Source organism: Pseudonocardia wallangbongensis, from assembly GCF_054486945.1.
The window spans coordinates 387,366-411,580 of sequence record NZ_JBRERS010000004.1 but is presented as its reverse complement, the minus strand read 5'-3'; the positions used below and the strand labels follow the sequence as shown (position 1 = coordinate 411,580).

The window sequence follows — 24,215 nt, the reverse complement described above, 5'->3', positions numbered from 1 at the left end:
GCACAGAACGATCGGTCCATGGCAGACGACGCTCGTGCCGTGCCGGCCGGCGTCCGGTTGTCCGACCCGGCCGGCAGGTGGTTGCTGGCCGTCACCGCGCTCGGCTCCGGGTTGGTGCTGCTGGAGACGACGGTGGTGAACGTGGCCCTGCCGGCGCTTCAGCACGGCCTGGACGCGTCGCTGGCCGAGCTGCAGTGGACGGTGAACGCGTTCACGCTGACCTTGTCCGCGCTGATCCTGCTGGGCGGCGGGTTGGGCGACCGGTTCGGTCGGCGGCGGGTCTACCTGGTCGGGGTCGGGTGGTTCGCCGCCGCGTCGCTGCTGTGCGGTCTCGCGTCCGACGTGGAGTCGCTGATCGCGGCGCGGGCCCTGCAGGGCATCGGCGGGGCGCTGATCGTGCCGGGTTCGCTGGCCCTGATCCAGGCGTCGTTCCACCCCGCCGATCGGGCCCGGGCGGTGGGCTGGTGGGCCGGGATGAGCGGGATGGCCGGCGCGGCCGGCCCGCTGGTCGGTGGTGCGCTGGTGGACGCGGCGGGCTGGCGGTGGGTGTTCCTGGTCAACGTCCCGATCGCGGTCGTGATCACGGCGCTCCTGGCCCGCCACGTGCCGGAGAGCCGCGACGGCCGGGCGGGGCACCGGTTCGACGTGGCGGGAGCGCTGCTGGCAGCGGTGGGACTCGGTGGGGTGACCTACGCGCTGATCCAGCCGGCGGCCGCGGGGTGGGCCGCCGCGGCGGTCGGGTTGATCGCCTTCGCCGGCTTCGTCGGGGTCGAACGGCGCAGCGCGGCCCCGATGCTCCCGCTGGGGCTGTTCGCGTCGCGTCAGTTCAGCGCCGCCAACCTCGCCAGCTTCTTCCTGTACGGCGCGCTGGCCGGGTTCATCTTCTTCCTGCCGATCCAGTTGCAGCTCACGGTCGGCTACACCCCGCTGGCAGCCGGGCTGGCGCTGCTCCCGCTGACCGGGCTGACGTTGGCGTTGTCGGCGCGGGCCGGCGCGATCACGGCCCGGATCGGTCCGCGTGTTCCGTTGGCGGCCGGCTCCCTGTGTTGTGCCGCGGCGACGCTCCTGGCGGCCCGGATCGGCGCCCAGTCGTCCTACGCGGCGGACGTGCTCCCGGTCGTCGCCCTGCTCGGCATCGGGATCCCGCTGATCACCCCACCCGTCACCACCGCCGTGCTCAGCGCCGTTCCGGACGCGCGTGCCGGCATCGCCAGCGCCGTCAACAACGGGGTCGCCCGCGCCGCCGGTCTCGTCGTCGTGGCCGCGTTGCCGCTGCTGGCCGGGCTGCCGCAGGACGTCGCGGACGATCCGGCCGCGCTCGACGCGGGTTTCGACGGGGCCGTGCTGATCTGCGCGGGCATGTTCGTGCTGGGCGGTCTCGTGGCGTGGCTCGGGGTGCCGCGTCAGCCGCGCGTGGCCAGCCCGTGCAGGAGCAGCTCGGCGAGGCGCGAGTAGGCCTCCGCGTCGTCCAGGCCGGTGGACGCCGCGACCTGCCGCTGCTGGATGCGCACCATCACCGACGTCACGACGTCGGCGACGAAGCCGGTGTGCACGTCGCAGAAGGCGCCCGCCGCGACGCCGTCGGCCACGAGCTGCTGCACGCGGGCCGCCGCGGCGCGGGTGTTGCGCTCGTACACCTCGGCAGCCGGGGGAAACGCGGCGACGTCGTCGAAGAACCGCGCGGAGGCGGGCGCGAGCTCGGTGGCGACGGCGTGCAGGTACGCGCCCACCCGCTCCGCGGCGTCGGCGCGTGCGGTGACGACGGCCTCGACCCGCTCGGTGGCTCCGCGGAAGAAGTGCACCACCGCGGCACGGACCAGCTGTTCCTTGCTGCTCGCCAGCGCGTACAGCGTGCGCTTCGAGCAGTGCAGGCGGGCGGCGACGTCGTCGAGGGTCAGGTGGGCGAAGCCCTCGGCCAGCAGCAACGCGAGGAGGGCGTCGAAGAGCTCCTCCCGACGGACGACTCCACGCCGCACCACGCCCATATCGGTTATTCTATCCGGTACTGACGTGTCTATCTCAGTACCGATATAAGGGAGCGGCCATGGCCGTCGAGCGCCTGCTGCCCACCACCGAAGCCGAGGACCTGCTCGCGCTCGCCCGCGAGATCGCCGACAAGGAGCTCGGCCCGCGCGTCGAGGAACACGAGCGGGCCGAGACCTACCCCGAAGGGCTCTTCGCCACGCTCGGCGCGGCCGGCCTGCTCGGGCTCCCCTACCCCGAGGAGCACGGCGGCGGGGCCCAGCCGTACGAGGTCTACCTGCAGGTCCTCGAGGAGCTCGCCGCGCGCTGGGCCGCCGTGGCCGTCGCCGTGAGCGTGCACGGGCTCGCCTGCTTCCCGGTCGCGACGTTCGGCACACCCGAGCAGCGGCAGCACCGGCTGCCCGACATGCTCGCCGGCGAGGTGGTGGGCGCCTACAGCCTGTCCGAGCCGCAGGCGGGCTCGGACGCGGCGGCGCTCGCGTGCAAGGCCGAACGCGTCCCCGCGGGCTACCGGATCACCGGCACCAAGGCCTGGATCACCCACGGCGGCCGGGCCGGCTGCTACGCGCTGTTCGCGCGCACCGCGCCGGGCACCGGTGGCGTCTCCTGCTTCCTCGCCCCGGGGCAGGTCGACGGGCTCTCCTTCGGCCGGCCCGAGGAGAAGATGGGCCTGCACGCGATCCCCACCACCGCCGCGCACTGGGACGGCGCCGTGCTCGACGCCGACCGGCTGATCGGCGCCGAGGGCCAGGGCCTGCAGATCGCGTTCGCCGCCCTCGACTCCGGACGCCTCGGCATCGCCGCCGTCGCCACCGGCGTCGCGCAGGCCGCCCTCGACACCGCCACCGCGTACGCGAACGAGCGCACCGCGTTCGGCCGCCGGATCATCGACCACCAGGGCCTGGGCTTCCTGCTCGCCGACATGGCCGCCGCCGTCGACTCCGCCCGGGCCACCTACCTCGACGCCGCCCGCCGCCGCGACGCCGGCCGCGGGTACGGGCGCGCCGCGAGCGTGGCCAAGCTGGTGGCCACGGACGCGGCGATGAAGGTCACCACCGATGCCGTGCAGGTGCTCGGCGGCTACGGCTACACCCGCGACTTCCCGGTGGAGCGCTACATGCGCGAGGCCAAGGTCATGCAGATCTTCGAGGGCACCAACCAGATCCAGCGGCTCGTGATCGCGCGCTCGATGGCCGGCCGCTAGCTCAGACGTGCGTGCGGAGCTCGTACCGCCAGTCCTCGACGTGATCGGTCGGGAACGAGCAACGCGCGTTGCTCAGGTTGCCGTTGCGCGACTTCCACGGTCCGGAGATCTGGTAGGGGAAGACGATCGTGCCCCGGCACCTGCCGACGACCCGGACCTCCTGACCCGCGTACATGTTGTGACAGCCGGCGACGATCAGCTGGTCGTTGACGCGGTCCGCCGAGCAGTCCGCGTCCGCGGCGGCGGGGCCGGCCAGTCCGACCCCCGCACCCGCGAGTGCCAGCGTCGATGCGGCAAGCACCGCCCACCTGCGCAGCGAGATGTGTCTCACGGCCACCTTCCGGGTCTCGTCGATCCAGGCCGGTCGCACCCGGCGCGCCGAATCAGATCAGAAAGGGGCTCGATAACCCGGTCGATGGCGGGAACTCGCCACGGCCGCGGCGGCTCACCGGGCGGCGGCCGGGACGAGCGCACGTAGCGCGGCCGCGATGTCCGGCCCCGACGGCGCTCGCTCGGCGTCGACGAGGACCTGCAGCACCAGGCCGTTGACCAGGGCCAGCCCGAGGGAGCCGACCCGGCGGGCCGTGCCGTCGTCGACCTCGTCGTCCGCGATGCCGAGCAGCATCGCCGCGAACCCCCGCCGCGCTCGGGTGTAGGCCTGCGCCAGCTCCGCGCGCACCGTGGTGGAGAACTCGATCTGCGCCACCCACTGCACGCTCGCCGCCACGACCGCGCGGTCGGTGCGCACCTTGTCGACCAGGACGTCGAGGAACGCGGCGAGGCGGTCGGCGGCCGGACCGTCCGGGTGGTCGCGCAGCGCCGCCTCGATGTCGTCGTCCCAGTCGTCGAACGAGTCGAGGATGGCCGCGTCGAGCAGGTTGTCCTTGGAGCCGAAGTGGTAGCCGATGGACGCCAGGTTGGTGCCGGATGCGGCCACGATGTCGCGCGCCGTCGTGTGGGCGTACCCCTTCTCGACGATGCAGCGCTTCGCCCCGGCCAGGAGCGCCTCGCGATTCCCCATGCGCGCAGGGTAGTCGACTCATGGGACACACGTCCTTGACGACCGTCATAGACGTACGTCCTTGACGTCCGTACCATTCGCCCCCGTGACTCGCACCGACCCCCGAGCCGGGCACCGGGAGTGGCTCGGCCTCGCCGTGCTGACGCTCCCGGCACTGCTGGCCTCGATGGACCTCTCCGTGCTGTTCATGGCGGCCCCGTGGCTCGCCGCCGACCTCGCCCCGACCGGCCCCCAGCTGTTGTGGATCATGGATGCCTACGGGTTCCTCATGGCCGGTCTGCTGCTGGCGATGGGCGCGCTCGGTGACCGGATCGGCCGCCGCAGGCTGTTGCTCATCGGGGCCACCGCGTTCGGGGCCGCCTCCGTGCTCGCCGCCTACGCCCCCACCGCCGAGCTCCTCATCCTGGCGCGGGCGCTGCTCGGCATCGGCGGCGCGACGCTCGCCCCGTCGACCCTCGCGCTGCTGCGCGGCATGTTCAGCGACGCCGCGCAGCGCCGGGTCGCGATCGGGATCTGGGCCGGGGCGTTCACCGGCGGGATCGCGGCCGGCCCGATCGTCGGGGGGCTGCTGCTCGAACACTTCTGGTGGGGCTCGGTCTTCTTGATCAACCTGCCGGTCATGGCCATGTTGCTGGCGCTCGGGCCGGTCCTCCTGACCGAGTCGCGCGATCCGGACGGTGGCCGGTTCGACCTCGTCAGCGCCCTGCTGTCGATCGCGGCGGTCCTGCTGGTCGTGCACGGGGTGAAGGAGCTCGTGCACTCGGGGGGCAGCGGATGGCCCGCGGTCCTCGCGGGGCTCGCGGTCGGCGCGCTGTTCGTCCGGCGGCAGCTGCGGCTGCCCGACCCGATGGTCGACGTCCGGCTCTTCCGCGAGGGCGGGTTCAGCGCGGCGTTCGGCGGCTACGTCGTGATGATCCTCGGCAGCGCCGGGCTCGGTTACCTCGCCGTCCAGTACCTGCAGGTCGTGCTGGGGATCCGGCCGTTCACCGCCGCGCTGTGGCAGCTGCCGACCGTCGCCGCCACCGGAGTCGGCATCGTCCTGACCACGACGCTCGTCGGGTGGGTGCGCCCCGCGGTGCTCGCCGGCGCCGCGCTCCTCGTCGCCGCGGTCGGCTTCCTCCTCGTCGCCCAGGTCGAGGTCGACACCGCGGCAGCGGTGATGATGGCCGCCTACTCCGTGGTGACGCTCGGCACCGGGATGCTCGTGCCGCTGGCCATCGACCTGATCGTCGGCGCCGCCCCGCCGCACCGCGCGGGCGCCGCGGCCGGGTTGAGCGAGGTGGGCAGCGAGCTCGGGGGCGCGCTGGGCATCGCCGTCCTCGGCAGCATCGCGGCTGCGGTCTACCGCGGCGAGTTCGCGCCCGGCGAGCTACCGCCGGGCGCGACCGAGACCCTGAGCAGCGCGATCACCGCAGCCGAGGCGCTCCCCGACGCGCTCGCCGACGCGCTGATCGTCGACGCGCAGCGCGCCTTCACCTCGGGCTTCACGACGGCGGCGACGGTGATGGCGGCGCTGCTGGCGATCACGGCAGCGGTGGTGACGGTCCGCCTCCGGCGGTCGTGAGTCAGCGCAGCGGGCCCGTGACCGACTCCGCCGCAGCGAGCAGCTCGCCCGACGCCACCAGCCGGACGGCCTCCTCGATCTCCGGGGCGAGCCGGCGGTCGGGGCCGGGGCCGGCGACGGCCGCACGCAGGCGGTCGCGCGCCGCACCGGTGGCGGGAGCCGGCGCGTACGGGGCCCGCAGGTCGAGGGCCCGGGCCCCGGTGAGCAGCTCGATCGCGACCACCCGCGTGAGCCCGTCGACGGCCCGGCGCAGCTTGCGGGCCGCCGCCCAGCCCATCGCGACGTGGTCCTCCTGCATCGCGCTGGACGGGATCGAGTCGACCGACGAGGGCGCTGCGAGCCGCTTCAGCTCCGACACGATGCCCGCCTGCGTGTACTGGGCGATCATGTGCCCGGAGTCGACGCCAGGGTCGTCGGCGAGGAACGGCGACAGCCCCTGGTTGCGGGCCACGTCGAGGAACCGGTCGGTGCGCCGCTCGCTGATCGAGGCGAGGTCCGCGACGGCGATCGCGAGGAAGTCCAGCACGTAGCCGAGCGGGGCGCCGTGGAAGTTGCCGTTGCTCTCCACCCGCCCGTCCGGGGTGACGACGGGGTTGTCGACGGCGGCGGCCAGCTCCCGCCCGGCGACCGCGTCGGCGTGGGCGAGCGTGTCGCGGGCGGCACCGTGCACCTGCGGGGCGCAGCGCAGCGAGTAGGCGTCCTGTACGCGCGTGGTGGCGTCCGTGCGGTGCCCGGCCATGATCGCCGAGCCCGCGAGGAGCGCGCGGAGGTTGGCGGCGCTGTCGGCCTGTCCCGGGTGCGGGCGCAGCGCCTGCAGGTCCGCCGCGAACACCGCGTCGGTACCGAGGAGCCCCTCGACGCTCATCGCGGCGGCGAGGTCGGCGGTGGCGAGGAGCCGATGCAGGTCCACGGAGGCCAGGAGCAGCATGCCGAGCATCCCGCTCGTGCCGTTGATCAGCGCGAGCCCTTCCTTCTCGGCCAGCTCCACCGGCGCGATCCCGGCGGCGGCGAGCGCATCGGACGCCGGTCGCAGCACCCCGCCGGCGTCGCGGACCTCACCCTCCCCCATGAGCGCGAGGGCGCAGTGCGCCAGCGGGGCGAGGTCACCCGAGCACCCGAGCGAGCCGTACTCGTGCACGACCGGGGTGATGCCGGCGGACAGCATCTCCGCGTACGCCACGGCGGTCTCGGTGCGCACGCCGGTGCGGCCGGTGGCCAGCGTCGCGAGCCGCAGCACCATCAGTGCCCGGATCACCTCGCGCTCGACCTCGGGACCGTTCCCGGCCGCGTGGGAGCGGACGAGGCTGCGCTGCAGCTGGACCCGCCGCTCGGCCGGGATGTGGCGCACGGCGAGCGCCCCGAACCCGGTGGAGACGCCGTAGTGCGGTTCCACGTCGTCGGCGAGCGACTCGATCACCTTGCGGCTCGCCGCGATCTCCGCGAGCGCATCCGTCGAGAGGACGACCGGTACGCCGTCCCGGGCGACCGCGACGACCTCCCGCTGGGTGAGCGGAACGAGGCCGATGACGAGGGGAGCCGGTGGGAGCATCTCACAATCTGACACCCATCGACCCCTCGTCACCAGCGGCCACCCGTGGAAAGCCCGATCACGCTGCGCGAATTCCTGCTGGCTGGAACCGCGTTGCGTCCTCCCGCAGTCCGACCCGCTCGTGCAGGCGGCGCAGCGGCGCGGGCGCCCACCAGTTGGCGCTCCCGGCGAGCCGCATCGCGGCCGGGACGAGCACGCCGCGGATCACCGTGGCGTCCACCAGCACCGAGAGCGCCATGCCGATCCCCAGCTGCTGCAGGATCGTCACCTCGCTGGTGGCGTACACCGCGAAGGACGCGGCGAGGAGGAGCGCCGCGGCCGTGACCAGCGGCACGGAGCGGGCGACGTCGCCCGACAAATACGAGCAAGCTCTCGCATTTCCAAGATTACGAGCAGCAGCTCGCATCGTCCAGTCGATATTCATCAGATGTTGAGTTATCCGCCGAACCCGGCTACCGTGCGCTCATGGCCAGCGCGGACCTCGTCGTCGCACTGAAGAGCCTCGACGCGCAAACGCTCCCGTCGGTGGGCGGCAAGGCCGCGAACCTCGGGGAGCTGATCGCCGCCGGCTTCCCGGTGCCGCCGGGATTCGCCGTCACCACCGCCGCGTACGCAGGTGTGGCGGCCGACCTCGACCTCGACCTCTCCCACCCGCAGCGCGCGGCGGGCGCACTCGCCGCCGCGGAGCTGCCCACACCGGTTGCCGAGGCCGTCCGGGCGGCGTACACGGGACTGGGCGTCGACGTCCCGGTGGCCGTGCGCTCCTCCGCCACCGCCGAGGACCTGCCGTGGGCGAGCTTCGCCGGTCAGCAGGACACCTACCTGAACGTCGTCGGCGCCGACGCCGTGCTGGACGCCGTGCGCCGGTGCTGGGCCTCCCTGTGGTCCGAACGCGCGGTGAGCTACCGGGAGACGCAGGGCATCGACCACGGGGACGTCCAGATCGCGGTGGTCGTGCAACGGATGGTCGACGCGCAGGTGGCCGGCGTCCTGTTCACGGCCGACCCGGTCACCGGCACCCGCGACCGGGCCGTGATCGACGCGAGCCCCGGCCTCGGCGAGGCCGTGGTGTCCGGCGCCGTGAACCCCGACCACATCGTCGTCGACGCCGGCGGCGTCGAGCAGGTGGTGGTCACCGACCCGGCCGGGCCCTGCCTCACCGAGGCCCAGGCCACCGTGCTCGCCGACGTCGGGCGGCGGGTGGAGGCCCACTTCGGCGCACCGCAGGACATCGAGTGGGCGCTCGACGGCGGCGGCGAGCTGTGGCTCACCCAGGCGCGCCCGATCACCACGCTCCACCCGCTGCCGCCCCCGTCCGGCGACGGGTTGCGGGTCCTGTTCTGCGCGAGCCTGGCCCAGGGCCTCACCCGGCCGGTCACGCCGATGGGCCTGTCCGGGTTCCGGGTACTCGCCTCCACCGCGTCCACGCTCGCGTTCGGCGCGCCGGTCGCCGACCCGGTCGGCGGCCCGCCCGCCTTCCGGACGGCCGGCGGGCGCGCGTTCATCGACGTCACACCCGCCCTGCGCAGCGCGCCGGGGCGCGCGATCCTCCCGCGGATCCTCGACGTCATGGAGTCACGCTCCGCCGTCGTCCTGCGCGGGCTGCTCGACGACCCGCGGCTGTCGCTCACGACCACGTCCTGGGTGCCGTTCGTCCACCGGCTGCTGCGCACGCTGGCCCGCTTCCGGGTGCCGGTGCTGTTGGGGCTGGCGCTGCTGCGGCCCGATGCCGCGCGGCGGCGCGTCGAACGCGTCGGCGACAAGGTGCGCGCGCTCACGTCCGCGCCCCCGGGGCTCACGGCCGACGAGCGGCTCGAGCGCGCGATGCACGTGCTGCGCCAGGCCTTCCCGGTACTGCCCTTGACGGTGCCCGCCGCCGGCGCCGGCTTCGTCATGCTCGGAGCCGCCCGGAAGATCGCGGGCCACGACCTGGAGACCGCCGCGGTGCACGAGGTGCTGCGGTCGTTGCCGCACAACAGCACCACCGAGATGGACCTGCGGCTCTGGACGCTCGCCCGCAAGCTGCGCGGCGACCCGGCGGCCGCCCGCGCGCTGCGCGACACCCCACCCGACGAGCTGGCCCGCCGCTACCGGGGCGGCCTGCTGCCGCCCGCGCTGCAGAGCGGCCTGGCCGCATTCCTCCTGCGGCACGGCCACCGCGCGGTCGCCGAGATCGACATCGGCATGCCGCGCTGGTCGGAGGACCCCACGCACGTGCTCGGCGTGCTGGCCAACTACCTGCGCCTCGACGACCCCTCGCTCGCCCCGGACGCCGTGTTCGCCCGGGGCGCGGAGGCGGCCGGCGCGGCCGTCACCGCCGCGGTCGCCCGGGTGCGGACCCGCTCGCGACTGCGCGCCGCCGCCTTGGGATTCGCCCTGGACCGGGTGCGCCGCCTCGCCGGGCTGCGCGAGGAGCACAAGGACTACCTCATCCGGATCTTCGCGCACGCCAGGGCGCTGCTGACGGCGGTCGGCACCGAACTCGCCGCCCGCGGGCCGCTCGAGCACCCGGACGACGTGTTCTTCCTCGACCTCGCCGAAGTCCGCGCCGCCCTCGCCGGCACCGACCAGCGGAGTCTCGTCGCTGCCCGCCGCGCGGAGTACGACCGCGAGCTGCGCCGCCGGCACGTCCCACGGGTGCTGCTGTCGGACGGCACGGAGCCGGAGGCGGTCGCCCGCCCCGGCGCCGGGGACGAGGGCGCGCTCGTCGGAACCGCCGCATCCGCCGGCACCGTCACCGCCCCGGCCCGGGTGGTGCTCGACCCGGTCGGCGCCCGCCTGGAGCCCGGCGAGATCCTCGTGGCCCCGTCCACCGACCCCGGCTGGACCCCGCTGTTCCTCACGGCGGGCGGGCTCGTGATGGAGATGGGCGGCCCCAACTCCCACGGCGCGGTGGTGGCGCGCGAGTACGGCATCCCAGCGGTGGTAGGCGTACCAGGAGCAACGACGAGGATCAGAACAGGCGAGACGCTGACGGTGGACGGAGCAGCAGGCGTAGTAACGATCAGCAGTATGGAGCCATAACGCGGCTTCAGGGCCGGGCGGCGCGGAGCACCAGTGTGTCGTCCCTGTGAACCTGCAGGCTCCCGCACGCGCACCTGCTCCAGACGATCATTCCCTCGGACGTGCGGTGCCGCGAGACCACCTGGTAGGGCTCGGTGGTGGGCCACCCGCAGACCGGGCAGACGTCGTGGGCTGGGCGTTCCATCCGTCCAGGGTGGCCCAGCCGACCCGTCAGGTCCATTTCACGTTCTTTCAGGTGACCGTACAATCCTGCTACATGTTCGACCTGCGCCGCCTGCACGTCCTCCGCGTCGTGCACCAGCTCGGCACGATCACGGCCGCCGCGGGCTCGCTGCACCTCACGCCGTCGGCCGTCTCGCAGCAGCTGCGTCAGCTCGCCCACGATCTGGACGTCCCGCTGCTCGAGCCCGACGGCCGCCGCGTCCGGCTCACCCCGGCCGCGATCAGGCTGCTCGGCCATGCCGACGAGATCGCCGCCAGGTGGGAGGCCGCCCGCGCCGACCTGCAGGCCGGGACCGGCCGCGTCCCCGCCACCCTGCGGCTGGCGGGGTTCACCTCCAGCCTGCGGACACTGGTCGTCCCCGCCGTGGAGCACCTGCGCGGGCGGGAGCCCGGCCTCACCGTCCGGGTCATGGAGGTGGAGACGGCCTCGGCGTTCGGCCAGCTGCTGACCGGCGAGATCGACATCGCCGTGACGCTCCCGAACCAGGGCGGTCCCCCGCTCGACGACCCGCGCTTCGAGCAGGAGCCGCTGCTCGACGAGCCCCTCGACCTCCTCGTGCGGCGCGACCACCCGCTGGCGGGCGCCGGCCCCGTGGCGCTTGAGGACGCCGCGCACGAGGCGTGGATCCTGCCGAGGCCCGGCACGTGCGACCACCAGGAGATCAGCGCGGCCGCCTGCGCCGCGGCGGGCTTCACCCCGAAGGTCGCGCACGAGGCCATGGACTGGCCGGCGGTCGCCACGATGGTCGCCTGCGGGCTGGGGGTCTGTCTCAAGCCGCGGCTCGTGCGCGTCCCGGCCGAGCTGCCCGTGATGGCGGTGCCGCTCGCCGGCCCGGCGACCCCACACCGTCGCCTGCTCACCTGCACCCGCCGCGCCAGCCGGGCCCAGCCGCACATCGCGGCCGGTCTCGACGCGCTGGCGACCGCTGCGGCCACAGCGGCCGCGCCCCGGATCCGGCCGGCGAGCTGAGGCACCCAGAAGTTCAGGAAAGCCACATTCCTGAACGTGGAGGACAGGAAAGCCACATTCCTGAACCCCTGCGGGTCCTGCTAGCCGCGCTTTCCGCCGTCCGAGCCGCCGCTTCCGCCGGAACCGCCGTCGCCCGAACCACCACCATCACCGGAGCCGCCACCATCGTGGGAACCGCCACCATCGCCGGAACCACCACCATCGCCGGAACCACCACCGTCGCCGGAACCACCACCGTCGTGGGAACCGCCACCGTCGCCGGAACCGCCACCACCGTCGTGCGAGCCACCACCGTCATCGGAACCGCCGCCACCGTCGGATCCGCCGTCACCCGCGCCGCCGTCGTCCGGCGGGTTCGGGTCATCGGGGTCCTGGGTCGGCGGGTCGTCGGGATCCTGCGTGGGCGGGTCGTCGGGATCCTGCGTGGGCGGGTCGTCAGGATCCTGGGTCGGCGGGTCGCTGGGGTCCGGATCGGGCGTCGGGGTGGGATCCGGGTGCGAGTCGTGGTCGGAGTGGTCGTTGTCCGAGTGATCGCCGTCGGAGTGATCGTTGCCGGAGTGGTGGTCCCCGCCGGAGTCGTGGTCGGACCCGGACGAGGAGTGGTGGTCGTTGCCGGGCGTGCTCGTCGGCGCGATCGTCGGGTCGCTGACGGGCGCGGGCGGCGTGACGGGCAGCGGGGCCGCCGCGGGCGCGGCCGCGAGCGGCTGCGTGGCGCCGGGGAGGACCTGCGGGAACGCGGCGGAGGCGAGCACGGTGGGGGCGCCTGCGGCGAGCTGCGCGAGCGCGGCGATGCGGCTGCCGTCCGTCACGTCGTGGTCGGCGCCCGCGCCCGCGTCGGCGTCGTCGGCGGCGAACAGGCGCGGGTACCGGTCGTCGGTGACGTTCCCGGCCTCCTGCACGTCGCCGTGCACGAGGTCGACGGGTGCGCCGCCGGTGGACAGCACGACCACGGAGGAGACGCTGGCCGCGGCGGCACCGGCCACGGCGGTGGCGGCGAGCAGCGGGGCCGGTGCGATGCCTCGCGTGGGCCCGCGCCGGTGGGCGCCCGCGGGGCGGCCGGCGTCGCCACCCGGATCGCGGCTCGTCAGCGACTCGACGCTGACTCCGTCGCGGCGCGAACGCCGGGACCGAGAGGCGCCCGGCGTTGCCGATTCGTTACCGTGCGTGTCCACCCTTGCACTCTCCCGGGGAGCGGAGACGCCTGACCGGGTGATGGTCAGGGCCCGAACGGGGCATTCGTGCGGGGTGAATCTAACTCATCGTGTCCAGTCCCCGTCCAGTGCCACCGGTCAGGAGCACTCCTGGCGCATCCGCTGCAGCGCGGCCTCGGCCTCGTGCATCTCCTGGGCGGCACGCACCAGGTCCACCACGAGGGGGCGACGCCGCGGGGCCGCCGGCGGCAGCCTGCGCCGGCGCAGCGCGATGAGGCCGGCCACCAGACCCGCACCGGCGGGAAGGGCGAGCAGCGCGAGAGGGCCGAGGTAGGCCGTCGTGAGCAGCCACATCATGAGCAGCCCCGTCAGGATTCCACCGCCGACGACGAGCAGCAGCATCTGCTGCCAGCTGGGCATCGGCCGCCATGCACCCTCCCCGGACGTCGGGGCGGCAGCCGCCTCCTTCAGCGCGCGGTAGCGGGTGGCGGCCGCCTCGGCGTCCCGCTCGGCGGCCTGCAGCAGCCGCGCCGCGCGGTCCTCAGAACGCGACCGGGCGCGCTGCCAGGTCATGCCCACGGCCCGGACCGGTTCGGTGCGACTCGACGCTCGCATGGACACCCTCGTTCACCTCCACCCCTCGTCAACGACATGTACCCGGTAGGCCTGAAGGCCAGCTCGCTCGATCCGGTGTAGATCCCGATCCCGTTGGGCACGTCGCGCGGGGACGGGCCCGACGGATCGTTGACGACCGTCACCGCGGTGGCACCCGGGTCGCGGAGCACGAGCGTCGACGAGCCACCGCCGTCGAGGTTGACGGCGTCGTCCACACCCATCTCGCGCAGCAGCTTCGCGAGCTCGTGCAGGGTGGCGCCGATGCTGTCCGACTGGCGCCCGTCGAGGGTCAGCAGCCACATCCGGCGCCCGTCCTCGCTGGCTCCGGCCGCGCTGCGGGGCGCGCGCTCGCCGTCGTCGAGGCCGGCCACCGGGGTGCCGTCGAGCAGGATCGGGCTGCCGCCGACGGCGAACTCCGGTGTGTGCCCGCTCTGCGGGACCAGCTCGTACTCGACGTCGACGCGGTCCCCGACCTCCAGCGACCGCACCGCGGCGGCGCCGTCGTCCCGCCCGGTCAGCGTGAGCTCGCCGCCGGGGATCCGGCCGCCGCCGGGCTTCCCGGACTCGGCGACGACGCCGTCGCGCACCAGCACCTCGGCCTGCTCGTCCGCGCACGGCGCGTTGCGGTCGGCGTCGGTGCCGCACAGCGTGCGGGACCGGTCGACGTCGCCCCAGGCGGGCGTGAAGATGCCGATCCCGTTCTCCGGCACGGCGTACTGGTTGAGCGCGACGATCTCGTGCGTCTCCGACGGCCCGCTCGCCCGCGCCTCGAGCCGCAGGCGGTCGATGCGGGCCACCCGGTCGGTTCCGACGGTGAAGACGTAGTCGATCTCGGCGCCGGGTACGACGGGACCCATCCGGCGCCCGGGTGGCACCGCGGCCTTCAGCGGGCGGCCCTCGGCCACCGCGGGGCCGGCCGGTGCGTCGGTGCGGCCGATGTCGAAGAAGTCACCGTTGATCGCCGCGGTGGCTCCGGCGCGGTCAGCCATCTCCGCAACTGGCCTGCGGGCCGCGATCGCCTCCGGCATGAGCAGGCCGGCGCGCACGGTGGGATCGGTGAGGTCGACCTCGACGACGTCGCCCAGCACCGCACCGGCCGCCGCGCTCGTGCTGAGCCCGCGGTGCGTGACGCCGCGGGCGAGCTGGGTCCGCGCGCCCAGCTCGGCGAGTGCTCGCTCGGCACCGTTCCCGGGCGGCGGCGGTTCGCCGATGCCGGTGCTGAAGACCAGCACCGCGGCGAGAACCGCTGCCAACACCGCAGGTCACCCCCCCATCCCGTTGCTGCGGATGGGATCATGGACGGCCGCGCGGGAGGCGGCTCGCCACGGCGCGGTTCACCCTCAGGAGTCCCAGACGGCATCCGATCCGGTGAGCGCCGCGGTTTCCCACGGCCCGCGCGTGGTGGCACCGATCATGCACGTGTCCAGGGCGTCCCTGCTCGCCGTGGGGTCCATGACCGTGCTCGCGACCTACCTGCGCGAGCACGGCTCGCCCGGGTCGAAGCCGGTCGGCTCGGCACCCGGGGACACGAGCGAGAGCGGCTGACCCCTCATCCCACGACTGACACCGGCTGCCGGTCGACGCGCAGGGCCGCGACGAGGTTGCAGTACAGGTCGTCGGAGGCCAGCAGCTCGTCGTGGGTGCCGCGGGCCCGGACGCGGGCACCTTCCATCACGACGATCGTGTCGGCATCGACCACGGTGGAGAGCCGGTGCGCCACGGTGACCACAGCGCCGATGCGGGCCTGCTCCCGGATCGCGTCGTGCACCGCGGCCTCGGTGAGCCCGTCGACCTGCGCGGTGGCCTCGTCCAGCAGGAGCACCTCCGGCGTGCGCACGAGCGCGCGGGCGAGCGCGATGCGCTGCCGCTGGCCCCCGGAGAGTGACGACGCGGTCAGCTGCGCGTCGAGCCCGCCGTCGAGCTGCTCCACCGCCTCCCGCAGCCGCACGCCCTCGAGCGCCGCCCACAGCTCGTCGTCCGTGGCGTCGGGGTGGGTGAAGCGCAGGTTGTCGGCGATCGTGCCGGGAACGACCGGCGTCTCCTGCTCGACGTATGCGAGGCGGGCGCGCACCTCGTCGGGCGTCTGCTCGCGGTACGGGCGTCCGGCGAGCCGGATCTCGCCAGCCTGCGGTTCGAGGAACCGCAGGAACAGGGCGAACAGTGTGGTCTTGCCCGCGCCCGACGGGCCGACGATCGCGGTGTGGCCGCGCGCCGGCACCACGAGGTCGACGTCCTGCACGGCGGGGACGCGGCCCGGGCCGTAGGCGGCCGTGACGCCGCGCAGCTCCAGCACTGGCCCCGGGACCGCCCGCCGGAGCTCGGCGTTCGCCACCGCTCCCCCGGCCGGCTCCTGCTCGAGCCCCTCGACCTGCCGGATGCGCTTGGCCGCGGCGATGCCGGCCTGGAGCGCCGTGAGGTTCTGGCTGAGCTCCATGATCGGCTCCATCAGCCCGAACGCGTAGAGCAGGAACGCGATCAACGTGGAGACCTCGAACAGTCCGAGCTCCACGCGCCACGCGCCGACGCCGAGGATCAGGATGATCGCCAGCTGGATCCCGGACCACGAGATCGTCCATGCCACGGCCTCGCGGCGCACCCCGCGGACGCCGTGGCGCATCGCCTCCGCGGCGTGGCCGAGGATGCCGGTGGCCAGGCGCTCCTCGGCGCGGCTCGCCTTCACCGTGCGGATCGCCCGCAACGCCGTCTCCAGGACGCCCCCGAGCCGGCCGACGTGCTCCTGGGCCCGTTCCTGCGCCTTCGCGATCCCCGGCATGAGCAGCGCGAACAGCACGACGACCACGACCACCGCGGCGACCGTGGTGGCCAGCAGCACCAGGTCGAGCACCGCCATCAGCACGAGCGTGCCCACGAGCATCACGACCCCGTTGACGAGCCCGACGAGGCCGGACGAGACCGCCTCGCGCAGCAGCACGGTGTCGGAGGTGACCCGCGTGACCAGCTCGCCGGTGGGCCGCCGGGTGAGCCCCGGAACCGCGGCCCGCAGGAACCGGCGGACCATCGACTCCCTGGCCTCCAGGACGACCCGTTCGCCCAGCGTGCCGAGCAGCATCCACTCCGCGATCCAGATCGCGGCGCCGAGGACGAGCAGCGCCAGCAGCGCGCCGATCGGGCCGGTGAGCGATGCCGACGCGCCCAGCGAGTCCAGCACCCACTTCGTGACGAGCGGCGTGGCCAGGCTCGTGGCGGACCCGGCCAGCGCCAGCACCAGCCCGAGTGCGAGGGTGCCCAGGTGCGGCCGGGCGTACGACCGGAGGATGCCCAACCCGGACGCGGGGGCAGGAGTGCTCATGCTCAGCAGTGGAGCATCAGTGTTCCGTTTCTGTCAATCTGGTTCCGTTCTGGTGCAGTTGCTACTCTTCGGGTCGTGGTCGACGAGCCCGCCGCTCCGGAGAGCGGCACCCGCGCCCGCACCCGGCGCGCCATCCTCGACGCGGGTGTGCGCGTGCTGTCCCAGCAGTCCGGCGCCTCGCTCGGCGAGGTGGCCGCCGCAGCCGGGGTCGGGCGCACCACGATGCACCGGTACTTCCCGGAGCGGGCCGACCTGCTCACCGGGATCACCAACGACCTCCTGGAGCAGATCGCCGCCGCCGCCGAGCGCGCACGACCGGAGGCGGGACCGGCCGTCGCCGCGCTGGAGCGGCTGTGCCAGGCGTACTTCGCCCTCGGCGACGGGCTCCTGCTCACGCTGAGCGAGCCGCACCTGTTCACCGACCCGGCCTGGACCGAGGAGGCCGAACCCGACCGGACGCTGCTGCGGCTCGTGGAACGCGGGCACGCCGAGGGCACGATGGACCCCGATCTCAGCCCGGCGTGGGTGCAGACCGTGCTCTGGTCGCTGCTCTACGCCGCCTGGATGCACGCCCGCGACAGCGACGTGCCCGAGCACGACGCGCTCGCCCTGTGCCTGCGCACGATGCGCAAAGCGGTCGCGCCCTGATCAGGGAAGGGCCGCGGTGAGCTCCAGCTCGACGAGCTGGTCGGGGAACCCGAGCGCCGCCACCCCGAGCAGCGTGCTGGCACCGGTGAACGCCCCGCCGATCGGCGACTCGGCGAAGCGGTGCCACACCCGAGCGGCCGCCTCCTGGCCGCCCACCACGTAGACGACCGACCGCACGACGTCCTCGGGACGCGCCCGGGCGACGGCGAGGGCTTTGCGCGTGTTCTCGACGGTGACGTCGACCTGGCGGTCGAGGTCACCGACGCCCACGACCCGCATCCCCGTGTCGTCCATGGGCATCTGGCCGGCGAGGAAGGCGAGCCGGCCGGGGCTCGCGACCGTCACGTGGTGGTAGCCGGAGGTGGGGTGCAACCCGTCGCTCGTGCGCGTCTCGATCACCCGGTTCACGGTGCCAGCGGCGTCAACGGGGATGAGTCGGGGCACCCACCGGCCGCGAGCAGCGAGTCGAGCAGCATGTCCAGGCCCGCCGTGATGCGCGCCTTGGAGAACCCCAGGGTGCGGCGCTGGTGCAGGAGCAGGCTCGCGGCCACCGGCGCGAGCAGCGCGTCGGCGCAGTAGCCGGGGTCGTGCTGGCGCACCTCCCGCAGCAGCGTGACGAGGTGGGTGCGGGCGGTGCGGTACGCGCCGCTGTCGTAGCGCGCCGTGGTGGTACGGGACTCGGCCAGGGCGTGCAGGTCCCCTTCGGTCTCCATCCGGTCCGCCATGGCGTGCAGGAACGCCCGGATCCGCGCGGCGGGCGGGGCTCCGGGCCCGAGCGGCGGTGGCCCCGACAGGTAGGCGCGCTGGAACTCCCGCTCCTCGTCGTCGAGCAGCGCGAAGGCGAGGCCGCCGAGGTCACCGAACCGCCGGTAGACGGTGCCCACCCCGACTCCCGCGGCGGCGGCCACGCGATCCATCGTCAACGCGTCGATGCCGCTCTCGACCATGAGCACGTGGGCGGCGGCGAGCAGCGCGCGCCGGTTGCGCGCGGCGTCGGCCCGCTCGGGCGGCGGCTGGCCGAGCACCGGCAGGAACGCGCGCCCCGCCGCCGTGATCGCCATCGCCGCTCCCTCCTGTTCCGCTCGTCACGGTACCGGATCCGGCTTGCAATCGGAGAATCTTCCGCTTAGCTTGGCGAACCGGAGAAAGTTCCATTTACGGAGGATGATCATGACTGTCAGCGCCCGCCCGTTCGCCGGGACCTTCGCGGTCGACCCGATCCACTCGACCGTCGAGTTCGCGGTACGGCACATGGGGGTCTCGCTGTTCCGGGCCCGCTTCGAGGAGGTCCTGGCCCGGCTGGTCAGCGACGACGCGGCGGTGCGGCTCGACGGATCGACCGCCGTCGAATCGGTCTCGATCCGCGGCCCGCGCGAGTTCCGGGACCACGTCGTGCACAGCGCCGACTTCTTCGACGCCGGCAACCACCCCGAGATCACGGTCACCGCGAACGACGTCGCCCTGCACGCGGACGGCACCGCGACCGTGCAGGCGGAGCTCACGATCCGCGGCGTCACCCGACCGGTGACCGCCACGGGCACCTACACCGCACCCGTCGTGGCCCTGGACAACCGGCTGCATGGCGCGCTCGAGCTCCGCGCCACCGTCGACCGCCGGGACTGGGGCCTCGTCTGGCAGGCCCCGCTCCCGTCCGGCGGCGACGCCCTGGGCAACGAGGTGCAGCTGACGGCGCACCTCGAACTGGTCGAGGAGGCCTGAGCCGTGCTGCTCCTCGGAGTGTCCGGGAGCCTGCGCCGCGGCTCCCACAACCGCATGTTGCTCGACGCGGCCGCCGCCGGCCTGCCGGCCGCGATCACGATGCGCGTGTTCGACGGGCTGGCCGAGATCCCGCCCTACAGCGAGGACGAGAGCGCCCCGGCCGCCGTGCAGCGGCTGCGGGCCGCGCTCGCCGGCGCGGACGGCCTCCTGTTCGCGACGCCCGAGTACAACGGCTCGGTGCCCGGCCAGCTCAAGAACGCGCTCGACTGGGCGTCACGCCCGTTCCCGGACAACGCGCTGCGCGGCCGCCCCGCCGTGGTCGTCGGCGCGTCGACGGGCCTCTTCGGCGCGGTCTGGGCGCAGGCCGAGCTGCGCAAGGTGTTGCGCACGGCGGGCGCGGACGTCCTCGACGACGAGCTGCCGCTCGGGATGGCCGACGGCGCGTTCGCCCCGGACGGGTCGCTGGCCGACCCGGACCAGGCCGCGGCGCTCCGCCGCGTCGTGGACCGGCTGCTGCAGCACGCCGGTGGTGGGCGCGTCGGAGCCGGCAGCCGGGATCTCAGCCGGGATTGACGACGTCCACGAGCCTCGGTGGCTCGGGCGCCGAGCTCGGGGGGTCGACCGAGCGGATGACGGGCTCGGTCCCGGCGGTGAGCGGAGGCATCTGCCCGGCGGCACCGGCCGCCTGGATGACCCCGACCCCCGCGGTGAAGAGGACCACGACCACGAACCACAGCGCTCCCCACGCGAGGGTGTGCAGTCGCAGGAATCCGGCCATGCCGGAACCCGGTGGACCGGCTGCGGTCATGTAACGTCCTTCCCCCGCCCAGTCGGCCGCGGCGCTCGCGGCCGGCACGGGGACCGGGTCCCGAGCCCCACTCGTGATCCGTCCCCCTGTTCTGCCATCGCCCGATCAGGGGGACCCATTACGAACCGCAGCGCAGCGGCGGGGAGGTTCACTCGGTCGGCTGCAGGCCCGTCACCCTTCTCGGGCACTCGCAGGGCCGCGCGACCGCTGCGTCCGGGCGATCGGGTCGCCCTGGTCGCGCCGGCCGGCCCGGTGCCGCCGGACCTCCTGCAGCGCGGCCGCGCCGTGCTCGAGTCCTGGGGCCTGCGGGTGGAGGTCGCGTTCACCGCGGGCGACCGCGACACCCGGCTGCCGTACCTGGCCGGCGACGACGCCACCCGGGCCCGGCAGCTGCAGCGCGCCTGGTGCGACCCGGACGTCGACGCGGTGCTGTGCGCCCGCGGCGGCTACGGGGCACTGCGCGTGCTCGACCTCCTCGACTGGGACGCGATGGCCGCGGCGGGACCGAAGCTCTTCGTCGGGTCGAGCGACATCACGGCCCTGCACGCCGTGCTCGGCCCGCGGTGCGGGCTGGTCACGCTGTTCGGGCCGATGGTCGGCACCCTGGCCGTCACCGACGACGCGGACGCGCGGGAAGGGCTGCGCCGGGCGCTCTTCGATCCGCCTGCGGTGCTGCACGGCGGCCCGGACGCCCGGGCTCTCCACGGCGGGCGGGCCACCGGGGTGACGGTCGGCGGCACGCTGAGCCTGCTCACCTCCACCCTCGGGGTGCCGGGCGTGCCACCCCCGCCGGACGGGGCGATCGCGCTGCTGGAGGACGTCACCGAGGCGCCGTACCGGATCGACCACTTCCTCACCCACCTGCTGCGGGCCGGCTGGTTCGACCGCGTGGCGGGCATCGCCCTGGGGTCGTGGAAGGAGTGCGGCCCGCCGGAGGAGGTGCGCGACGTCGTCCTCGACCGGCTCGGCGGGCTCGGCGTGCCGCTGGTGGAGGAGCTGGGCTTCGGGCACTGCCGCGGTCAGCTCACCGTGCCGCTCGGGGCAAGGGTCGAGCTGGACGCCGACGCCGCGACCCTTCGCTACGACTAGGCCTCCCCGCGCACCGCCCGGGGCGAGGCGCCCAGCTCGCGGCGGCAGGCCTTGTTGAACGCCTGCAGGTCGTTGATGCCGACCGAGGCGGCCACCGCCGGGATCGACATCGTGGTGGCCGTGAGCAGGTGGCGGGCGCGGGCCATCCGCCGTTGCCGGATCCAGCCAACCACCGGCAGTCCGGTCTCGGCGCGGAAGAGCCGCGTGAGGTGGTTGTGCGACACCCCGGCCACGTGCGCGACGTCCGGGACGGAGAGGGGACGCGCGAGGTTGGCCTCGATGAAGGCGACCGCGGAGGCCACGGCGGTGTGGTGGATGCGGCCGGGGACGGGCTCCGGGAGCTGGGCGATGCGCCACAGCGCCGTCCACACCTCGGCGGCGGTGCGCGAGGAGCCGTCCGGGGATGCGGCGATCGCCGCGCGCAGGAGCTCGGACAGCCCGGCCGCGGCCGGACCGGCGTCCCGCACGACGGGCACCGTCAGCGGCTCCCCCGACTCCTCCGGCCGGAAGTGGACGAACAGGTGCTCGGAGCGGCCGGTGTAGTCGAACCGGACCTCCACGTCCGCCGGCACGAAGCTCACCCAGCCCGGCGCGACGGCGTGGGTCTGCCCGCCGATCGTGACGTCGGCCGAGTAGCCGTAGAGGTGCACCTGCCACAGGTCGGGCAGCCGGAAGACGTCGTGCAGCCTGCGCACGCCGTGCACCCCGACGCCGGCGTTGGCGACGACCGGCGGCCGCCCGATGTGCAGCGGCACACGATCGACGCCCATGGTGAGAAATTACCACCACTGGCGAGCCAGGACCACGCGGTACGACCGGTTTGCGCCCTAACCTCGGTGCGCGTGAACCACCCACGCGAGGGAGGATCGTGCACCGCAAACACCTGCTGACGTCCGTGCAGATGGCCAGGTTCGTCGCGTACGGCTCGCACCGCATCGACGGTGTCGTGCCGGCGGACATGAACGCCGAGGCGGTCGAGGTGCTCCGCACGGGCATCCCGGCCGTTCCGTACGGCACCCCGCTGTCGGAGACGTTCGGCGACGGCTCGTTCGCCCAGCGTCTCGTGCGGCTGCCCGAGATCGCCGGTGCGATCCACAGCTTCGTGGGCCCGGACCCGGCCGTCGACCACCACGCCGTGCACATCCGCAGGGCACGCGAGGGCGAGGCCCAGAACCTGCACGGCGACGCGATCATCGACGTGCGGCCGGACGCGTTCGACGTGCAGCTCATGTACTACCCGCAGGAGGTCACCCTCGAGATGGGCGGCACCCTGTCGGTGCCGGGCAGCCACCTGCGGCGCACCAACGAGTCCGACACCGGCCGCTACCAGAACCTCCTCGGTCAGACCCGCCTCGTCTGCCCGGCCGGCACGGTGGTCTTCCTGCACCACGGCATCTGGCACGGCGGGCGGCGCAACGACAGCGACGTCGACCGCTACATGTTCAAGATCCGCTTCAACCCGACGGTCCGGCAGCTGCGGTTGTGGAACACCGACGACCTGTACGACCCGGCCGTCGCCGCGGAGCTGGGCACGCGCTTCCCGTGGTACGAGAACGCCACGGGCCGGCTGGAGATCTACAACCGGGTGCTGCTGTGGCGCGCGCTCGTCGGTGACGACAGCTACGACCCCGACTACTGGGTCACCCGCGTGACCAACCGCCCCACCCGGGTGGTCGCGGGCCGCAGCCTCAACCCCCACGCCCCGGCCCCGACGGAGATGGCATGACCCGGCAGCAGGTGCTCGTGCTCTACCTGGCCTCGTCCGCGCTCGACGCGAAGGTCGTGGGCTGGTCGAACTACGACGGCACCGGGGAGACCACCCCGACCACCGGCGACAGCGACCTCCCCCCGTACGAGACCGGTCTCGATGCGCTGAAGGACGGCTGGCGCCTCTTCCAGGCGTCGCAGCTCCTCCCGCCGCCGCCGGGCCACGAGTACGACGTCTCGTTCCTCAAGCACGAGTTCTTCTTCGAGAAACTCGCTTGACATCCGATCTCTACTCGGCGTGGATGCTTGACGCGCGGCCCATCGGGCGCCAGAGTGGCTCGAACATCGGATGTCTCACTCAGTGTCGAGGAGCACCATGACGGTCAAGACGATTCGGAAGCGCGCGCTCGCGGTGGCTGCTGCCGCCACCCTCGCTCTGGCCGTGGCCGCATGCGGCTCCGGTGGCGGCAGCACCACCGCCGACGGCAGGACCACGATGGTCTGGAACATGTGGAGCGGGTCCACCGCCGAGGTGGACGCGTGGAACCACCTCGGCGAGATGGTCACGGCGAAGCACCCCGACCTCGCGCTGGAGTTCCAGACCAGCAGCTTCAACGACTACTGGACCAAGCTCGCCGCGCAGGCCAGCGGCGGTGACGCGGGCTGCATCCTCGGCGTGCAGTCCTACCGCGCGCCGAGCATCAGCGAGCTGCTCGTGCCGCTCGACGACATGCTGCCCGGCGCCGGCATCGACGGCGCCGACTTCGACCCGTCGATCTGGAAGGCGCTGCAGGTCGACGGTCAGCAGCTCGCGGTGCCGTACGACTTCGGGCCGTTGATCATGTTCTACAACGCCGACCGGTTCCGCGAGGCCGGCGTACCGGTCCCGACCACGGACTGGAAGGTGGAGGACTTCCTCGCCGCGGCCCAGAGCCTGACCAGCGGCGGGAAGTACGGCTTCGCGGTCTACCCCACGCTCGACAGCGTGATCCCCTGGTCGCTCTCGCTGGAGGACACCTCGCCGATGGGCGCCGACGGCAAGCTGGACCTCACCCAGGAGGGCTTCGCCAAGGCCGTCCAGTGGTACGCCGACCTCGTCGCGAAGCTGAAGGTCGCGCCGCAGGTGGTGGCCACCAGCGACGCGACCCCGGCGCTGAACGCGTTCATCGCGGGCGACGCCGCGATGGTCGTCGACGGGCCGTGGCAGCTGGTCAACGTGATGGACCAGGCGCAGTTCGAGGTCGGCGTGGCGCCGGTCCCGGCCGGGCCCGCGGGCTCCCACAGCCAGGTGGCCGGGTCCGGGTTCGGGATCTCGCAGACCTGCCCCGACCCGGACAAGGCGCTGCAGGCCATCGCGGTGCTCACCAGCCCGGAGGCCCTGCAGTACCTCGCCGAGCAGGGCCGGGCCTTCCCGGCGCGCACGGCCCAGCAGGAGTCGTGGTTCAGCCCGAAGCTCGCCGGGGCGCGCGACGGCCTGCAGGCCGCGATCAAGAACGGCGTGCCGGCGCCGGCCGCGGACAACTACACGCAGGTCTCGCAGCTGTTCCAGCAGTACGGCGTGGAGGCGGTGAACGGCCAGCAGAGCGTGCCGGACTTCCTGAACACGGTGCAGCAGCAGGCGGGGTGACGAC

At 73.9% G+C, this 24,215-nt stretch carries 27 protein-coding genes; 13 read left to right on the top strand and 14 right to left on the bottom strand.

All coding sequences use genetic code 11. From position 1 onward, the window contains the following. Positions 1-18 precede the first annotated feature (18 nt). On the top strand, positions 19-1,455 hold the full coding sequence (locus tag ACU436_RS17140; protein ID WP_459026375.1) for an MFS transporter: 1,437 nt from the start codon (positions 19-21) through the stop codon (positions 1,453-1,455). Here ACU436_RS17140 and ACU436_RS17135 read toward each other — a convergent pair. Further along, positions 1,404-1,985, bottom strand: coding sequence for a TetR/AcrR family transcriptional regulator (locus ACU436_RS17135; RefSeq protein WP_459026373.1), 582 nt, complete (start codon positions 1,983-1,985; stop codon positions 1,404-1,406). The genes ACU436_RS17140 and ACU436_RS17135 overlap by 52 nt on opposite strands. 59 nt (positions 1,986-2,044) lie before the next feature. On the opposite strand from ACU436_RS17135, the gene ACU436_RS17130 reads away from it, so the two are divergent. Then, entirely contained in the window at positions 2,045-3,187 is a 1,143-nt protein-coding gene (locus ACU436_RS17130) for an acyl-CoA dehydrogenase family protein (RefSeq protein WP_459026371.1), read from the top strand. A 1-nt stretch (position 3,188) separates the two neighbouring features. Here ACU436_RS17130 and ACU436_RS17125 read toward each other — a convergent pair whose 3' ends face one another. Both ACU436_RS17125 and ACU436_RS17120 read right to left on the bottom strand, forming a co-directional pair. After that, positions 3,189-3,518: a hypothetical protein gene (locus tag ACU436_RS17125; protein WP_459026369.1), complete on the bottom strand. Its 330-nt coding sequence runs from the start codon at positions 3,516-3,518 to the stop codon at positions 3,189-3,191. A 114-nt stretch (positions 3,519-3,632) separates the two neighbouring features. Continuing rightward, positions 3,633-4,208, bottom strand: coding sequence for a TetR/AcrR family transcriptional regulator (locus ACU436_RS17120; RefSeq protein WP_459026367.1), 576 nt, complete (start codon positions 4,206-4,208; stop codon positions 3,633-3,635). A gap of 85 nt (positions 4,209-4,293) precedes the next feature. On the opposite strand from ACU436_RS17120, the gene ACU436_RS17115 reads away from it, so the two are divergent. Further along, positions 4,294-5,772, top strand: coding sequence for an MFS transporter (locus ACU436_RS17115; protein ID WP_459026366.1), 1,479 nt, complete (start codon positions 4,294-4,296; stop codon positions 5,770-5,772). Position 5,773: 1 nt separating this feature from the next. Here the strand turns inward: ACU436_RS17115 and hutH are convergent, their stop codons facing one another. Both hutH and ACU436_RS17105 read right to left on the bottom strand, forming a co-directional pair. Then, the gene (gene hutH, locus ACU436_RS17110) at positions 5,774-7,321 is read right to left on the bottom strand and encodes a histidine ammonia-lyase (RefSeq protein ID WP_459026364.1); all 1,548 of its coding nucleotides are present in this window, start codon (positions 7,319-7,321) and stop codon (positions 5,774-5,776) included. A 58-nt stretch (positions 7,322-7,379) separates the two neighbouring features. Further along, the gene (locus tag ACU436_RS17105) at positions 7,380-7,679 is read right to left on the bottom strand and encodes an MMPL family transporter (protein ID WP_459026363.1); all 300 of its coding nucleotides are present in this window, start codon (positions 7,677-7,679) and stop codon (positions 7,380-7,382) included. Between the two features lie 107 nt (positions 7,680-7,786). On the opposite strand from ACU436_RS17105, the gene ACU436_RS17100 reads away from it, so the two are divergent. Next, the gene (locus tag ACU436_RS17100; RefSeq protein WP_459026362.1) at positions 7,787-10,345 is read left to right on the top strand and encodes a PEP/pyruvate-binding domain-containing protein; all 2,559 of its coding nucleotides are present in this window, start codon (positions 7,787-7,789) and stop codon (positions 10,343-10,345) included. Between the two features lie 7 nt (positions 10,346-10,352). Here ACU436_RS17100 and ACU436_RS17095 read toward each other — a convergent pair whose 3' ends face one another. Further along, a complete protein-coding gene (locus tag ACU436_RS17095) occupies positions 10,353-10,529 on the bottom strand; it encodes a hypothetical protein (RefSeq protein WP_459026361.1) in 177 nt (58 codons plus the stop codon). Positions 10,530-10,580: 51 nt separating this feature from the next. Here ACU436_RS17095 and ACU436_RS17090 point away from each other — a divergent pair, with 51 nt between their 5' ends. Further along, a complete protein-coding gene (locus ACU436_RS17090) occupies positions 10,581-11,537 on the top strand; it encodes a LysR family transcriptional regulator (RefSeq protein WP_459026359.1) in 957 nt (318 codons plus the stop codon). An 80-nt stretch (positions 11,538-11,617) separates the two neighbouring features. Here the strand turns inward: ACU436_RS17090 and ACU436_RS17085 are convergent, their stop codons facing one another. The 3 genes from ACU436_RS17085 to ACU436_RS17075 form a co-directional block, all read right to left on the bottom strand. Further along, positions 11,618-12,709, bottom strand: coding sequence for a hypothetical protein (locus tag ACU436_RS17085; protein WP_459026358.1), 1,092 nt, complete (start codon positions 12,707-12,709; stop codon positions 11,618-11,620). A 117-nt stretch (positions 12,710-12,826) separates the two neighbouring features. Next, positions 12,827-13,303 carry a hypothetical protein gene (locus ACU436_RS17080; RefSeq protein WP_459026356.1) on the bottom strand — a complete coding sequence of 159 codons (477 nt, stop codon included), beginning with the start codon at positions 13,301-13,303 and terminating at the stop codon, positions 12,827-12,829. Further along, positions 13,258-14,559 carry a phosphodiester glycosidase family protein gene (locus ACU436_RS17075; protein WP_459026355.1) on the bottom strand — a complete coding sequence of 434 codons (1,302 nt, stop codon included), beginning with the start codon at positions 14,557-14,559 and terminating at the stop codon, positions 13,258-13,260. Before ACU436_RS17075 ends, ACU436_RS17080 begins: the two co-directional genes overlap by 46 nt. Positions 14,560-14,716: 157 nt before the next feature. On the opposite strand from ACU436_RS17075, the gene ACU436_RS17070 reads away from it, so the two are divergent. Next, positions 14,717-14,848, top strand: coding sequence for a DUF6766 family protein (locus ACU436_RS17070; protein WP_459026353.1), 132 nt, complete (start codon positions 14,717-14,719; stop codon positions 14,846-14,848). 4 nt (positions 14,849-14,852) lie between these two features. Here the strand turns inward: ACU436_RS17070 and ACU436_RS17065 are convergent, their stop codons facing one another. Further along, positions 14,853-16,613: an ABC transporter ATP-binding protein gene (locus tag ACU436_RS17065; RefSeq protein ID WP_459026352.1), complete on the bottom strand. Its 1,761-nt coding sequence runs from the start codon at positions 16,611-16,613 to the stop codon at positions 14,853-14,855. Positions 16,614-16,688: 75 nt separating this feature from the next. Between ACU436_RS17065 and ACU436_RS17060 the strand changes: the two genes are divergently transcribed. After that, positions 16,689-17,261 (top strand): TetR/AcrR family transcriptional regulator, encoded by a 573-nt coding sequence (locus ACU436_RS17060; RefSeq protein WP_459026350.1) that lies wholly within the window; start codon positions 16,689-16,691, stop codon positions 17,259-17,261. On the opposite strand, the gene ACU436_RS17055 is transcribed toward ACU436_RS17060, so the two are convergent. Together ACU436_RS17055 and ACU436_RS17050 are read right to left on the bottom strand one after the other, a co-directional pair. After that, complete coding sequence (locus ACU436_RS17055; protein WP_459026348.1) at positions 17,262-17,660, bottom strand: RidA family protein; 399 nt, start codon at positions 17,658-17,660, stop codon at positions 17,262-17,264. It lies immediately after the preceding gene. Positions 17,661-17,665: 5 nt separating this feature from the next. Then, positions 17,666-18,322 carry a TetR family transcriptional regulator gene (locus ACU436_RS17050; protein ID WP_459026346.1) on the bottom strand — a complete coding sequence of 219 codons (657 nt, stop codon included), beginning with the start codon at positions 18,320-18,322 and terminating at the stop codon, positions 17,666-17,668. 109 nt (positions 18,323-18,431) lie between these two features. Here ACU436_RS17050 and ACU436_RS17045 point away from each other — a divergent pair, with 109 nt between their 5' ends. Together ACU436_RS17045 and ACU436_RS17040 are read left to right on the top strand one after the other, a co-directional pair. Continuing rightward, entirely contained in the window at positions 18,432-18,980 is a 549-nt protein-coding gene (locus ACU436_RS17045; RefSeq protein ID WP_459026344.1) for a YceI family protein, read from the top strand. Between the two features lie 3 nt (positions 18,981-18,983). Then, positions 18,984-19,553, top strand: coding sequence for an NADPH-dependent FMN reductase (locus ACU436_RS17040; protein WP_459026342.1), 570 nt, complete (start codon positions 18,984-18,986; stop codon positions 19,551-19,553). Here the strand turns inward: ACU436_RS17040 and ACU436_RS17035 are convergent. Beyond that, on the bottom strand, positions 19,540-19,788 hold the full coding sequence (locus ACU436_RS17035) for a hypothetical protein (RefSeq protein ID WP_459027043.1): 249 nt from the start codon (positions 19,786-19,788) through the stop codon (positions 19,540-19,542). The two genes, ACU436_RS17040 and ACU436_RS17035, sit on opposite strands and share 14 nt — an antisense overlap. 207 nt (positions 19,789-19,995) lie before the next feature. Between ACU436_RS17035 and ACU436_RS17030 the strand changes: the two genes are divergently transcribed. Further along, positions 19,996-20,877: a S66 peptidase family protein gene (locus ACU436_RS17030; protein WP_459027025.1), complete on the top strand. Its 882-nt coding sequence runs from the start codon at positions 19,996-19,998 to the stop codon at positions 20,875-20,877. Here ACU436_RS17030 and ACU436_RS17025 read toward each other — a convergent pair. Further along, positions 20,874-21,647: a helix-turn-helix domain-containing protein gene (locus ACU436_RS17025; RefSeq protein WP_459026340.1), complete on the bottom strand. Its 774-nt coding sequence runs from the start codon at positions 21,645-21,647 to the stop codon at positions 20,874-20,876. The genes ACU436_RS17030 and ACU436_RS17025 overlap by 4 nt on opposite strands. A gap of 98 nt (positions 21,648-21,745) precedes the next feature. Here ACU436_RS17025 and ACU436_RS17020 point away from each other — a divergent pair, with 98 nt between their 5' ends. From ACU436_RS17020 to ACU436_RS17010, 3 genes are all read left to right on the top strand, one after another. After that, positions 21,746-22,603 carry a phytanoyl-CoA dioxygenase family protein gene (locus tag ACU436_RS17020; protein ID WP_459026338.1) on the top strand — a complete coding sequence of 286 codons (858 nt, stop codon included), beginning with the start codon at positions 21,746-21,748 and terminating at the stop codon, positions 22,601-22,603. Then, entirely contained in the window at positions 22,600-22,863 is a 264-nt protein-coding gene (locus ACU436_RS17015; RefSeq protein ID WP_459026336.1) for a hypothetical protein, read from the top strand. The genes ACU436_RS17020 and ACU436_RS17015 overlap by 4 nt, the downstream gene beginning before the upstream one ends. A 97-nt stretch (positions 22,864-22,960) precedes the next feature. Further along, positions 22,961-24,211: an ABC transporter substrate-binding protein gene (locus ACU436_RS17010; protein WP_459026334.1), complete on the top strand. Its 1,251-nt coding sequence runs from the start codon at positions 22,961-22,963 to the stop codon at positions 24,209-24,211. Positions 24,212-24,215: the final 4 nt, after the last annotated feature.